Annotated in this window: 11 protein-coding genes; 1 reads left to right on the forward strand and 10 read right to left on the reverse strand. The window is 45.4% G+C overall.

Annotated elements, in window-relative coordinates:
• The 6 genes from NE536_RS10765 to pnp form a co-directional block, all read right to left on the reverse strand.
• A partial coding sequence (locus tag NE536_RS10765) for a NupC/NupG family nucleoside CNT transporter (RefSeq protein WP_261272684.1) occupies positions 1-1,247 on the reverse strand: 1,247 nt, incomplete at its 3' end.
• A 176-nt stretch (positions 1,248-1,423) separates the two neighbouring features.
• Positions 1,424-2,188, reverse strand: a complete 765-nt coding sequence (locus NE536_RS10770) for a TatD family hydrolase (RefSeq protein WP_259483352.1) — start codon at positions 2,186-2,188, stop codon at positions 1,424-1,426.
• Between the two features lie 10 nt (positions 2,189-2,198).
• The gene (locus NE536_RS10775; protein ID WP_320126546.1) at positions 2,199-2,402 is read right to left on the reverse strand and encodes a hypothetical protein; all 204 of its coding nucleotides are present in this window, start codon (positions 2,400-2,402) and stop codon (positions 2,199-2,201) included.
• A 90-nt stretch (positions 2,403-2,492) separates the two neighbouring features.
• Positions 2,493-4,073 (reverse strand): peptide chain release factor 3, encoded by a 1,581-nt coding sequence (gene prfC / locus NE536_RS10780; RefSeq protein WP_261272686.1) that lies wholly within the window; start codon positions 4,071-4,073, stop codon positions 2,493-2,495.
• A 99-nt stretch (positions 4,074-4,172) separates the two neighbouring features.
• Positions 4,173-5,075, reverse strand: coding sequence for a lipoprotein NlpI (nlpI, locus tag NE536_RS10785; RefSeq protein WP_220775720.1), 903 nt, complete (start codon positions 5,073-5,075; stop codon positions 4,173-4,175).
• Positions 5,076-5,267: 192 nt separating this feature from the next.
• On the reverse strand, positions 5,268-7,370 hold the full coding sequence (gene pnp / locus NE536_RS10790) for a polyribonucleotide nucleotidyltransferase (protein WP_261272687.1): 2,103 nt from the start codon (positions 7,368-7,370) through the stop codon (positions 5,268-5,270).
• 195 nt (positions 7,371-7,565) lie between these two features.
• Here pnp and NE536_RS10795 point away from each other — a divergent pair, with 195 nt between their 5' ends.
• Entirely contained in the window at positions 7,566-9,620 is a 2,055-nt protein-coding gene (locus NE536_RS10795) for a putative bifunctional diguanylate cyclase/phosphodiesterase (protein ID WP_261272688.1), read from the forward strand.
• A gap of 167 nt (positions 9,621-9,787) precedes the next feature.
• On the opposite strand, the gene rpsO is transcribed toward NE536_RS10795, so the two are convergent.
• From rpsO to infB, 4 genes are all read right to left on the reverse strand, one after another.
• Complete coding sequence (rpsO, locus tag NE536_RS10800) at positions 9,788-10,057, reverse strand: 30S ribosomal protein S15 (protein ID WP_106651344.1); 270 nt, start codon at positions 10,055-10,057, stop codon at positions 9,788-9,790.
• A 149-nt stretch (positions 10,058-10,206) separates the two neighbouring features.
• Complete coding sequence (truB, locus tag NE536_RS10805) at positions 10,207-11,172, reverse strand: tRNA pseudouridine(55) synthase TruB (protein ID WP_261272689.1); 966 nt, start codon at positions 11,170-11,172, stop codon at positions 10,207-10,209.
• Positions 11,172-11,630 carry a 30S ribosome-binding factor RbfA gene (rbfA, locus tag NE536_RS10810; protein ID WP_261272690.1) on the reverse strand — a complete coding sequence of 153 codons (459 nt, stop codon included), beginning with the start codon at positions 11,628-11,630 and terminating at the stop codon, positions 11,172-11,174. Before rbfA ends, truB begins: the two co-directional genes overlap by 1 nt.
• A gap of 57 nt (positions 11,631-11,687) precedes the next feature.
• Positions 11,688-14,327: a translation initiation factor IF-2 gene (gene infB, locus NE536_RS10815; protein WP_220590917.1), complete on the reverse strand. Its 2,640-nt coding sequence runs from the start codon at positions 14,325-14,327 to the stop codon at positions 11,688-11,690.
• Positions 14,328-14,348: the final 21 nt, after the last annotated feature.

The raw sequence follows: 14,348 nt of genomic DNA on the forward strand, positions 1-14,348 counted from the left end.
AACAAACCAGCAAGTGTCGCACTCATTAAGTTAGCTAAAGAGCCGGCGATAACCGCACGAATACCCATTGTAGCTAAATCATGACGACGGTTAGGAGCCATTGCACCTAAACCACCAAGCAGAATCGCGATTGAAGACAAGTTAGCGAAACCACACAGAGCAAACGAGATAATCGCTTTTGTTCTGTCTGTCATTGCTAAACCTGTTTCTGCCACAACCATACCGCCATCAGCGATGTCTTTCAGGTATGGAGCAAAGTTTAAATAAGCAACGAATTCGTTAACAATGATCTTTTGACCAATGAAAGAACCAGCGACTAATGCTTCATTCCAAGGTACACCGATAAGGAATGCTAAAGGCATGAACACATAACCGAGGATCAGTTCAAGTGTTAACTGAGGCATGCCCACCCAACCACCGATACCACCGATGATACCGTTGATCATAGCGATCAAACCAACGAAGGCTAACAACATAGCGCCAACGTTTAACGCTAAATGCATACCAGATGAAGCACCTGCTGCAGCTGCGTCTAACACGTTAGCTGGTTTGTCAGGATCTTCTGGCAAATCGCTCATGTCATTTTTAGCAACTTCAGTTTCAGGGTGCATCAGTTTAGCCATTAATAGACCACCTGGTGCTGCCATGAATGATGCGGCCACTAAGTACTCGATAGGTACACCCATCTGCGCGTAACCAGCCAATACTGAACCCGCGATTGACGCCAAACCACCGACCATGATCGCAAACAGTTCAGACTGCGTCATAGTTGGGATGAATGGACGAACAACCAGAGGAGCTTCAGTTTGACCCACGAAGATGTTAGCTGTTGCTGACATTGATTCTGTACGGCTTGTGCCCAATGCTTTTTGTAAACCACCACCGATGATACGGATGATCCACTGCATAACGCCTAAGTAATATAGAACCGCGATCAGAGAAGAGAAGAACACGATAACGGGTAACACGTTCACTGCGAAGATGAAGCCAAGTTTGAAGTTAGCTAAATCACCAAACAGGAAACCGATACCGTTTTGTGCGTAACCAATAACGCTAGAAACCGCATCAGACATACCTTTTAGAATGTCTTTACCAACAGGAACGTACAGTACAAAACCACCGAAAGCAGCTTGGATAGCTAACGCGCCACCCACTGTACGCAAATTAATTGCTTTTTTGTTATTCGATAGGAGGAAACCTATCGCAAGTAGGGTGACCACCCCTACTAAACTCATCAATATATTCATTAACCATCACCCTATTGTTAACACTTTTTAATTATGTTGTTAATCAACCTATTTCCGAGTCAGATTATACCCGAGCCTAAGTCGAAAATCGTCGTTTTGATCATATTTTTGGAGTTTAATTTCAATCGCTTAGTGGAGAATGCTAGTGCGACCTACACCTGTTTATTTAAAAACAGCTAAAGGTCAAACAGTTGCATAGCATTCTTCATCAAGTGTTCTGATATTAGAACACTTGATTTTTTTTGCAAAGCGGCGATTTTGTCTATAAAAAGAACAAGGTTAGCGGGTTGGTTACGTTTTTCTGCAACATTTATCGGCGTCATCGCCGGGGAATCAGTCTCAAGTATGAGGTGTTCGAGCGGAAGTTCGGTGACAGTTTTGAGTAATTTTTTGGCATTAGGATTCATAATCAAACCACCAATTCCCAGCTTAAAACCTAACTTGATATATTCCTGTGCAATCTCAACACTGCCAGAAAAAGCATGTATCACACCGCCTCTAGGCAATTGATACTTTTTTAAACAGGCCAAAACCTCGGGATGCGCTTTAACACTATGAATAATCACCGGCAGATTAACGGATTTAGCTAACGTCAATTGCGCCTCAAAAAACGCTAACTGCTGCGGCCAAGTAGCGGAGTAAAGTTTATCTAAGCCACATTCACCAATAGCAACAAAACGAGGACATTCGAGCAACGCGGCAACTTTAGATGTTAATGCTAAGATCCCTGCATCAACATTCTCTGGGCAAAACCAAGGATGGATACCAAGGGCAAAATAGGTTTGATATTGTGCGGCAACAGCGAGCTGTTTGTGCCAGTGTTGCGGGGACACGCCAGGAATAATCAGATTATTAACCCCAACACTGTGCATTCGCTGCACTACAGTATCGCGGTCAAGATCAAACTCGGCAAAATCTAGATGTGCGTGGGTATCAATCACTGCAAATACCTCACTCTGCGGTCGATTGACCGTTTGAATGCGCTTCAGGCGGCAATGCCGTTTCATCAGCTGCTGTCGTTTTAGCGCATTTTATCGCTAATGGCGGATCTTCAAGGCGTGGCATACAACAACGACGATTTTCGGGTGTCAGCCCCATACGGTCGCACCAATCGATATAAACCTGCCATGTTTTTGTGATCCAATTCGCCATCATTCACATCCATAACCGTTTTTAGATTTCATTAGATACAAAAAAGGCGGTGAACTCACCGCCATTTCAACCACTATTTTGAACCTGACCTAATTAGTGCTCGCGGGTTTTCGCAAACTCAATATCAGGATATCTTTCCATTGCAAGATTCAGGTTAACCATAGTTGGCGCAATATAGGTTAAGTTGTCACCACCATCGAGTGCTAAGTTTTGGCTACACTTGCGGCGGAACTCTTCAAGCTTACGCTCATCCTTGCAATAAACCCAGCGAGCGGTCGAAACGCTGATACCTTCGTAAATGGCTTCAACGTTGTATTCGCTCTTAAGACGTCCAACAACCACTTCAAACTGCAGTACACCCACGGCGCCAACAATTAAATCGTTAGTATCGATTGGGCGGAATACTTGCACAGCACCTTCTTCAGACAACTGTACTAAGCCTTTTAACAGTTGCTTTTGCTTGAGTGGATCGCGCAGACGGATACGGCGGAACATTTCAGGCGCAAAGTTAGGCACGCCAGTGAAGCGGAACTTTTCACCTTGGGTAAAAGTATCGCCAATACGAATAGTGCCATGGTTATGCAAACCAATGATATCGCCTGGGTAAGCTTCTTCAGCACGCTCACGATCGCCCGCCATAAAGGTCAATGCATCGCTGACGTTAACATCTTTACCGATACGCACATGGTGCATTTTCATGCCCTGCTCGTAACGGCCAGAACAAACACGCATAAAGGCGACACGGTCACGGTGTTTTGGATCCATATTTGCTTGGATTTTAAACACAAAACCAGTGAATTTCTCTTCTTCAGGCATAACTACGCGTGCATCGCTTTCGCGCGGTAATGGCTTAGGTGCCCACTCAACGATACCGTCAAGAATATGATCCACACCAAAGTTACCTAACGCGGTACCAAAGAACACTGGCGTCAGCTCACCTTTCAAGAAAGCCGCATGGTCAAATTCATTCGATGCGCCACGCACTAATTCCATCTCATCACGTAAATCAGCGGCATAACTGCCTATCGCTTTATCAAGATCAGGATTATTGATACCCTTCACCACGCGACGCTCTTGGATAGTATGCCCCATACCACTTTGATACAGCACGACTTCATCACGCAGTATGTGGTAAATACCTTTGAATTCTTTACCGCTGCCAATAGGCCAAGTAATAGGTGCGCAGGCAATATTGAGTACGTTTTCGACTTCATCCATCAAATCGATAGGATCACGGATATCACGGTCGAGTTTGTTCATAAAGGTCACGATCGGCGTATCACGCAGACGGGTCACTTCCATCAACTTAATGGTACGGTCTTCTACACCCTTTGCAGAGTCAATGACCATCAGACAGGAGTCTACAGCCGTTAGCGTACGATAGGTATCTTCGGAGAAGTCTTCGTGACCAGGCGTGTCGAGTAGGTTAACGAGGGCGCCACCATAGGGGAACTGCATAACAGACGTAGTAATCGAAATACCACGGTCCTTCTCCATTTCCATCCAGTCAGACTTAGCATGCTGACCCGATTTTTTGCCTTTAACCGTACCCGCTTTTTGCAAAGCGTTTCCGAATAACAGCACTTTTTCGGTAATGGTTGTTTTACCCGCGTCGGGGTGCGATATGATCGCGAAGGTGCGACGTTTATCGACCTCTACTTTATTGCCTGACATGTTAACCTATGCACTAGTATCGCTAAAAAGGCGCAAATTATAGCGCCTCAGTTCGAGCTTGGCTAGGCAAAGCCCGAGATGAGCTCGGGCAGAGGGGGGTTATTTTGTGGCTTCGAGCAAACCTTTAACTTTAGCGAGCTCAATCCGCGCATATCTATGTTCAACAAAATCATAAATATTAGTGGCCAGTGCTAAGCGGAAATAGTTAGCAGCATCTTGATATTGCTTGTTTTCAATAGCCATTTTCGCCAAGTAAAAATAAGCCTCACATAAACGTTCTGCATATTCTTTAGGATGAGTTAAGCCGACTTTGGCGGCAGCAAACACCTCATCATGGCTCTTAGTACCTAAATAATAATCAACGATAACGGTCGCCCATGCATCATTGTCCAAATTCTTACGGTTTTCAGCTAACTGTTTTTTAGCTGCGACAGCATCATCTTTAAAATCAATCAAATACAGCCATAATGCGCGATAACCGTCTTTATTATCGCCGGCATAAAATGCCTGCATATCTTTAGTGGCTAAATCGTTACGGTCGCCATAGTACAAGGCAATACCGCGATTCAAATAGGCATAATCGTAATTAGGGGCGAGTTCTAACACGCCATCGAATGCTTCATAGGCGCTAGCGTATTCGCCTTCTTGGGTGTAATAAATCCCAAGGAAATTATAAGCATCGGCTAGATCGGGTTGCAGCTTCAGCGCTTGCATAAAATCGATGCGAGCAAGCAGTCTTAAGCCCACACTGTCGTATATCACACCACGATCGTAATGAAATCTGGCTCTCTGCTCATTAGTTAATTCAACCGTAGCCAAAATCTCGTTGAGCTTCGCTAACGTCACTTCCACTTTATAATCAGGCATGACAGGTGCGATAACCAATTTACCTTCAACATCATTATGGTTATCTAAAGGAGACTGGGTGGTAGCGCATCCGGCTAACAACAGACTGGCGCCCGCCAGCACAGCAACGACAGCGGTTCTAATTTTAAGACTCATCCATTTCTACCTTTTTAGATTCCCAACATACGCAGAAGAATCTTCATGATAGCAATCCCACCACAGGACTGCTATTGGGGAATTAAGATTAATACTGACTTTCTTAATGCCAAAAACAAAAAAGGAGATCATTTGATCTCCTTTTGATGCAATCACTTAGAAAGTGTGTGCCAATAATAAGTCAAAGACTCATTATTCAGCAGCGGCAGTTTCTTTAGTTTGTGCTTCTTTAATTGACAGACGTACGCGGCCTTGACGATCCACTTCCATTACTTTAACAGCAACTTCTTGGTTCAGTTCAAGGTGATCAGACACGTTAGCAACACGCTCATCACTGATTTGTGAAATATGTACTAAACCGTCTTTGCCCGGCAGAATGTTCACGAACGCACCGAAATCAACGATACGGATAACTTTACCGTTGTAGATACGACCCACTTCAACTTCTGAAGTGATTTCTTCGATACGACGGATAGCTTCTTTGGTTGCTTCGCCGTTTGAAGAAGCGATCTTCACAGTACCGTCATCTTCCAGTTCAATCGTAGTGCCGGTTTCTTCAGTAAGAGCACGGATAACTGCGCCGCCTTTACCGATAACGTCACGGATTTTTTCTGGGTTGATCTTGATAACAGTGATACGTGGAGCGTGATCAGAAATATCATCACGGTGTGAACCAATCGCTTGATCCATCACGTTCAGGATATGTACACGTGCGCCATAGGCTTGTTGCAGTGCGATATCCATGATTTCTTTAGTGATACCTTCGATCTTGATATCCATCTGCAGTGCAGTAATACCATCACGCGTACCCGCAACTTTAAAGTCCATGTCACCTAAATGATCTTCATCACCTAAGATATCAGAAAGAACAACGAAATCATCGCCTTCTTTCACTAGACCCATAGCGATACCCGCGACAGAAGTCTTGATAGGCACACCAGCATCCATCAGAGCTAATGAAGTACCACATACTGACGCCATAGAGCTTGAACCGTTAGATTCAGTGATTTCAGATACAACGCGCACGCTGTATGGGAATTCAGCAGCTGAAGGCATAACAGCATTGATACCGCGCCATGCTAACTTACCATGACCGATTTCGCGGCGCTTAGGTGAACCCACCATGCCTGTTTCACCAACAGAGTATGGAGGGAAGTTATAGTGCAACATGAAACGGTTAGTACGCTCGCCCATGATGCTGTCAATCTTCTGTGCATCACGTTCAGTACCTAAAGTACAAGTCACTAACGCTTGAGTTTCGCCGCGAGTGAACAATGCACTACCGTGAGTACGTGGCAATACGCCCGCTAACACGCTTAATGCACGGATCATGTCTGGTTCACGACCATCGATACGTGGCTCACCACGGATGATGCGACCACGAACCACTTTCTTCTCTAAGCTACCCAGCAAGTTGTCTACTTCACGTAAATCAATGCTTGGATTGCTAGCTAACAAGGCTTCTTTTGTTGCTGCTTTAACAACAGAAACTTGAGCATAACGATCTTGTTTAACTTGGATTTTATACGCATCACCTAAACCAGCTTCAGCAAGCTCTTTGATTTGGGCAACTAAATCGGCATCTTGCGTTGGTGCAGTCCAATCCCAAGTTGGTTTACCGGCTTCTGCTTTAAATTCAGCAATCGCTTTGATAACCACTTGTTGTTGATCGTGACCGTAAACAACAGAACCTAACATCACTTCTTCTGGTAATGCTTGGGCTTCTGATTCCACCATTAATACTGCACCAGCAGTACCAGCAACCACTAAGTTCAGTTGGCTGGTTGCAAGTTGCGCAACACTTGGGTTCAACACGTATTCGCCATCAATGTAACCCACACGTGCAGCCCCTAAAGGACCGCTGAATGGAATACCAGAAATAGCCAGTGCCGCAGAAGTACCGATCATAGAGATGATATCTGGCTCGATTTGTGGATCGACAGATACTACAGTAATGATAACTTGAACTTCGTTTTTGAAACCATTAGGGAAAAGAGGGCGAATTGGACGGTCGATCAGACGAGCGATTAATGTCTCATCTTCTGAAGGACGGCCTTCACGCTTAAAGAAACCACCAGGAATTTTACCCGCTGCGTAGGTTTTTTCTTGATAGTTAACAGTCAGAGGGAAAAAGTCACGACCAGCTTCTGCTTCTTTTTTACCGACAACAGTGACCAACACAGTCGTGTCACCCATACTCGCTAAAACGGCTGCATCTGCTTGACGCGCTATAACACCTGTTTCCAGGGTGACTGTATGTTGACCATACTCAAAACTCTTTACAATAGGATTCACGTGACCCATTCCTTAATTAATGACCTTGAATTACGCGCGTAAGTATACTGCAAATCGGATCAATAGATAAAGAGCAGATAATGATGACAAATACGTAACTTTTCACTAAAGTGGTTAAATCAACAAAGAGTTGCGGTTTACATTGATACGGAAATTCTCGCAGATGGTGAATAATTATCATAAAGGATGCGCCCGATGACAGGCCATTTTAAGTCACTGACGTGGAAACAAACTAATCTAGTCGTATTTACCGCCCTCTTTTTTGCCATTGCAATTTTTATTGTTGAAATCGCTTTAGTCGTCGTATCAACCAAACAACAGCTCACAACTACCCAGCAAGAACTCCTTGATTCAGTTGAACAACCAGCAGCAAATGCCGTCTGGGCTTTGGATGATAATTTAGCCCGCCAAACATTAGAAGGGGCCATTAAGGTTGAACATGTCGGCTCAGCAGTGATTGAGCTCGACGATGGTTCCATGTTTGTTTCAGTCAGCAATAATAAAAAGAACAACTCGCAGACTTTTATCAGCTTAAGTAACAAATTATTTGATGATCTCAAGGAAATATCTCGCCCGCTGTACCGCCCTTTTTATTTTGAAGGCACCCAACAGCAACAACTTATTGGCACATTAACAGTTTTCTACGACACCCAAGAGCTGACAAATACCCTTTTCTCACAGTTAAGATTTAGTTTTTTCGCCACACTTGCCCGCGCTCTCTTGCTCACCTTAGTATTATCTGTCGTCTTCCATCGCTTCTTAACTCAGCCTATAGCACGCATCAGCGAGGCCATAGATAAGATTGAGCCCGACTCTCCGGACGAAAACCTCTTACCTATGTCCAATGCGCACAAGGATGATGAACTCGGTCTAGTGACCTCTAAATTCAACCAAATTCTTATCCAATTTAGCCAGACCCAATCCAAACTGCGCAAGATGGCGACCCGAGATCCGCTAACAGGCTTACCCAACCGCACGCTATTGCTTGAAACCATCGCAGTCACAATCCAACGTTCGCGAGTACACAAACGCAGCTTTGCCTTGATGTTTATCGACTTAGACCGCTTTAAGAACATCAACGATTCCCTTGGCCACGCATTAGGCGATCAATTTCTTGCCCGTATTGCCCGCATCCTTGAACGCTTCGTTGGCGATAAAGGCACAGTTTCCCGCTTAGGTGGCGATGAATTTGTTATTCTGGCTGATACAGTTCACACCCCTGATCAAGCGGCTGATTTTGTAGATAAGCTACTGATCCAGCTCAATGTCCCGATTCAATTAAATGAACATGCAATTCATCCTGCGGCATCAATTGGGATTTCTATTTATCCCGAAGACGGTAACAGTGCTGAAGATTTAATCCGTCACGCTGACATTGCCATGTACAGCGCGAAAGCTGCAGGCTCGAATCAATGGGCCTTCTTTAAACAGCAGATGACAGAGCGCGCAGCTGTGCGTTTACGCACCGAAGCATCTTTGCATGATGCGTTAAAAAACAACGAATTTTTACTGTATTTTCAGCCAAAACTCGACCTACAAACGGGCAAAGTGATCGCCTGTGAAGCCCTGATCCGCTGGCAAAAAGACGGCCGACTCATCAGTCCGGTTTCTTTTATTCCCGTCGCGGAAGAAACAGGGATCATCATTCCAATTGGACGCTGGGTAATAGAACAAAGCTGCAAGGTCTTGAGGGAGTGGCAGAAAAAATATAACTATGCCATCCCAATTGCGATTAATGTTGCCTCACAGCAATTTGCCGATGCTAGTTTAGTGCCCGATATCAAACAGATGGCATTACGCTATCAAATCCAACCCGAGTTGCTGGAAATTGAAATCACTGAAACCTCGTTGATGAACGACATTGAACTGGCTATCGCTAAACTTGAGCAACTAAAATCTGCAGGATTTGGTATTGCCGTCGATGACTTCGGCACTGGGTATTCATCACTTTCTTACCTACGCCATTTACCCATCACCACTATGAAAATTGACCGCTGTTTCGTGTCCGATTTACCAGGGGATAGCGCAATCGCATCGACCATTTTGATGTTGGGTAAGCAGCTTAATTTGACCATTGTGGCCGAAGGAATTGAAAACGAGCAGCAATTGGATTGGTTGAAGGAGAATCAGTGCCAAGTCGGCCAAGGTTTCTATTTTAGCCAACCCTTGCCCCAAGCGGAATTTGAAGCCCTGTATATAGCGACACAGACAGCAACGATAAGCACTTTAGATGGACTACGTGGTGCTTAGAGTTCTTTAATCAGACCCATGATTTAGGCGGCGTTAAGGCAAGCGTAAAGACATAATATCGACATGCTCTGGCCTAAATCCTACACAGCTTGATTTAATCATCTACTGAATTTTAGACAATAAAAAAGGAGGCTTAAGCCTCCTTTTTCACGTTAGTCAACGCGAGATTAACGACGTAGACCTAACTTTTGGATCAGTGCAGTGTAACGTGCTAAATCAGTACGTTTCAGGTAAGCAGTTAACTTACGACGTGAGCTAACCATACGTAACAGACCACGACGTGAGTGGTGATCGTGAATGTGCTCTTTGAAGTGATCTTGCAAATGGTTGATTTGCGCAGTTAACAAAGCAACTTGAACTTCAGTTGAACCAGTGTCGTTTTCGCCACGGCCAAATTCAGCCAAAATTTTTGCTTTTGCTTCAGTACTTAGTGACATGTATATCTCCAAATAAATAATTATGAATCTCTAGCCGATCACTAACTCAGCCAGAGGGCGCGCTATTCTACCCAGAAACCCACCCTAGCGCAATAAAAGGTGGAGACTAATCCATGAACAAACTAATTAATTTGTTCATGGATAGCAGACTATTGCGATTCTACAGGCTCATCATGGATTACTATGAGTCGTTTCGGCGCAAGTAAGCCGTCTTCGTTCATAGTACCAATCCCCACAAATCTGCGGATGTCACCTAAAGTGATACGCACCAGTTCATCGGTTTTCAAGTCTGCATTAACGGGCACCCGAACAGCCTGACCTTGCATTAAGTAAGGGGCGATTGCATCTGGCACATTCACCTCAGGAAAATCGGCCACGGCCGTGTCCATAGGTAACAACAGCGGATCGAGTAAAACACTCGGATCTATCTGTTGTTCATGTGCTTGGGCAACAAGCGCTTCAAGTTGTTCTAAGGTAACCATTCTTGCATAGGGATATTGTGCAACTTGAGTGCGACGCAACATGATCACATGGGCGCCACATCCGAGCATTTCGCCGAGGTCGTCTATGATAGTGCGAATATAAGTGCCCTTAGAACAATGAATGTCTAAGGTCAGCTCATCGCCTTCAAGACCGATGAAATTAAGCTCAAATACCGTAATAGGGCGAGATTCGCGCGGCACTTCAATGCCTTCACGGGCATATTTATACAGGGGCTGGCCCTGATATTTAAGCGCGGAATACATAGAAGGCACTTGCTGAGTCTCACCACGGAAGAAATCAAGCGCGGTTAATAACTGCGCTTCAGTAAAATCAATGGCGCGGGTTTGCACCACTTCGCCATCGGAATCACTGGTATCCGTTCGCTCGCCCAGCTTTGCGGTGACTAAATAACGTTTATCGGCATCTAGCAGATGCTGGGAAAACTTAGTCCCTTCGCCTAAGCACACAGGTAACATACCTGTTGCTAACGGATCGAGTGCGCCCGTGTGCCCTGCTTTGTTCGCATTAAAAAAGCGCTTTACCCTTTGCAATGCAAAGTTGGAACTCATGCCAGTGGATTTATCCAGCAGCACTATCCCATCAATAAAACGACCTTTTGGACGACGAGCCATTAATCTTTACCTTCCGTTTCATCTACATCATCGGCAACATCATCACCTAAGACTTCATCTTCAACCGATGCGTCTTCGCTGCCAAATTGCTGCTGCTTTGCTTTGTCTTGGTTGATCACTTGGCTAACTAAGTTAGACATGCGCATACCTTCAACGAGCGAGCTATCATAGATAAAACGCAGTTCAGGCATCACACGCAGCTTCATACGGCCCGCCACTAAAGTGCGGATATAAGGAGCGGCGCTGATCAAAGCGTTTAGCTTTTCTTGAACAACGGCTTTGTCTTCCTCAAAGAAAGTAACGAAGACTTTGGCATAGCTAAGGTCGCGTGAGACATCGACGTCATTCACGGTTACAAAGCCAATACGAGGATCTTTCATGTCGCGCTGTAGCACTTGAGCAAGTTCTTGCTGAAGCTGCTGAGCGATTCGACGAGTACGACTGAATTCTTTTGCCATAATATTTCTTACCATAGCTTAAATTGATAAGGGCGGCTAAAGCCGCCCTTATTATCGTTACAGAGTACGAGCAATCTCGACGGTTTCGAATACTTCGATTTGGTCGCCTACGCGAACATCGTTGTAGTTCTTAACGCCAATACCACATTCCATACCATTGCGAACTTCAGCAACGTCGTCTTTAAAGCGACGTAGCGATTCAAGTTCACCTTCGTAGATAACAACGTTATCACGTAGTACGCGAATTGGTGCGCTACGCTTGATGGTACCTTCGGTAACCATACAGCCAGCAATTGCACCCAGCTTAGGTGATTTGAATACGTCACGAACTTCAGCCAGACCGATAATTTGTTGCTTGAATTCAGGAGACAGCATACCTGTCATCGCTGCACGAACTTCATCAATCAAATTATAGATAACGCTGTAGTAACGTAAATCAACACTTTCGCTGTCGATTGTCTTACGCGCTTGTGCATCGGCACGCACGTTAAAGCCAACGAGGATAGCGTTAGATGCTGCCGCTAAGGTTGCATCCGTTTCAGTCAGTGCACCCACACCGCGAGCGATGATGTTCACTTTCACTTCGTCGGTAGACAGACCTGTTAACGAGTCAGTAATCGCTTCGAGTGAACCTTGTACGTCTGCTTTAAGAACGATGTTCAGTTCTTTCACTTCGCCGTCTGTCATGTTCGCGAACATGTTTTCTAGCTTAGATTTTTGCTGGCGTGCCAGTTTCACATCACGGAACTTACCTTGACGATACAGGGCAACTTCACGCGCTTTACGCTCGTCACGTACTACTGTTGCCTCATCACCTGCAGACGGAACGCCTGACAGACCCAGAATTTCAACAGGAATAGATGGACCCGCTTCAGTAATTGAACGACCGTTCTCGTCTTTCATTGCACGGATTTTACCGTACTCAAGACCACACAGAACGATATCACCTTGGCGCAAAGTACCTTCTTGAACCAGAATCGTTGCCACTGGGCCGCGACCTTTGTCCAATTGTGATTCAATGACCACACCGGCAGCCATACCATCACGTACCGCTTTCAGTTCGAGAACTTCAGCTTGCAACAAAATGCCTTCTAACAGTTCATCTACGCCTTCACCTGTCTTAGCTGAAACGAAGGCAAACATGTTGTCTCCACCCCAATCTTCAGACATGACGCCGTGTTGTGACAATTCGCTCTTAACGCGATCGATATCCGCTTCCGGCTTATCCATCTTGTTCACAGCCACGATTAATGGCACGTTACCGGCTTTAGCATGTTGAATAGCTTCGATAGTTTGCGGCATTACACCGTCATCGGCAGCAACAACTAATACAACGATATCCGTTGCCTTGGCACCACGGGCACGCATTGCAGTAAACGCGGCGTGACCAGGAGTATCAAGGAAAGTGATCATGCCGTTTTCAGTTTCAACATGGTATGCACCGATATGCTGAGTAATACCACCGGCTTCGCCAGCAGCCACTTTAGCGCGGCGAATATAGTCGAGTAGTGACGTCTTACCGTGGTCAACGTGACCCATGATAGTCACAACTGGTGCACGAGATTCTAGCTTGATGCCATCTTCATCGTCACGGTCTTGCATCACTTGGTGCTCAAGTTCGTTTTCACGGATAAGCACAACTTTGTGACCCATTTCTTCAGCAACTAACTGGGCGGTCTCTTGATCTAACACTTGGTTGATCGTAACCATAGAACCCATTTTCATCATTTGCTTGATGATTTCAGTCGCTTTCACTGCCATTAAATGCGCAAGTTCAGAAACAGTCACAGTTTCACCGATACGCACATCACGGCTTACCGCTGCAACTGGCTTATTAAAGCCGTGCGCCATAGACTCAGGTGCAGTACTGCGGTTACGCATGTGTTTTTCACGGCCGTCACGGGCATCTTTGCCACCACGTTTTTTGGCATTACTCTTGTTACGAGCACGACGTCCGCGTTTTTCTTCATCCAGATCAGAGGTATCTTCAGCAGCACGCGCTACTTTAGAGGTGGTGATGTGGTGATCGCCGTTTTTCTCAGCTTCTAAACGTTGACGTTCTTCTTCAGCCCAACGCTTAGAGTTTTCTTCTGCAAGTAAACGCGCTTTTTCAGCGGCTTTTGCAGCTTCTTCATCTTGCTTACGCTTAGTTGCCGCTTCTTGTGCCGCTTTTAAACGCTCAGCTTCTAAACGTGCCGCTTCAGCTTCTGGTGAAGTATCTTTGGTCACTTTCACTTCGGCTGCTGCTTTGGCTTTCGCCTTGGCTTCTGCATCCGCTTTTGCCTTCGCATCAGCTTCTGCTTTCGCTTTTGCCGCAGCAGCATCTGCTTCAGCCTTTGCTTTTGCCAAAGCTTCTGCTTCGGCCTTCGCTTCTTCTTCAGCCTTCAGAGTAGCCTCATTAGCATCACGCTTGACGAAAGTTCGTGTTTTACGAACTTCAACTTTTACATCTTTAGATTGACCACCATTACCAGCCACACTTAGGGTCGATACGGTTTTACGCTGCAGCGTCATTTTCGTTGGCGCATTTTCGCCACCGTGCTGCTTTTTCAGATAATCCAGTAACTGCTGCTTTTCAGCTTCAGTCACGTTATCAGCTTGGCCTTTCTTAATTCCAGCCTGAGAGAATTGCTCAATCAGACGTTCAACACTTTTACCCACTTCCGTGGCCAATTTCTCTACGGTAGTATCTGCCATCAGTTAAATCCCCCTGTTGAT

This window comes from Shewanella septentrionalis (assembly GCF_025370265.1).
GTDB lineage: Bacteria > Pseudomonadota > Gammaproteobacteria > Enterobacterales > Shewanellaceae > Shewanella > Shewanella hafniensis.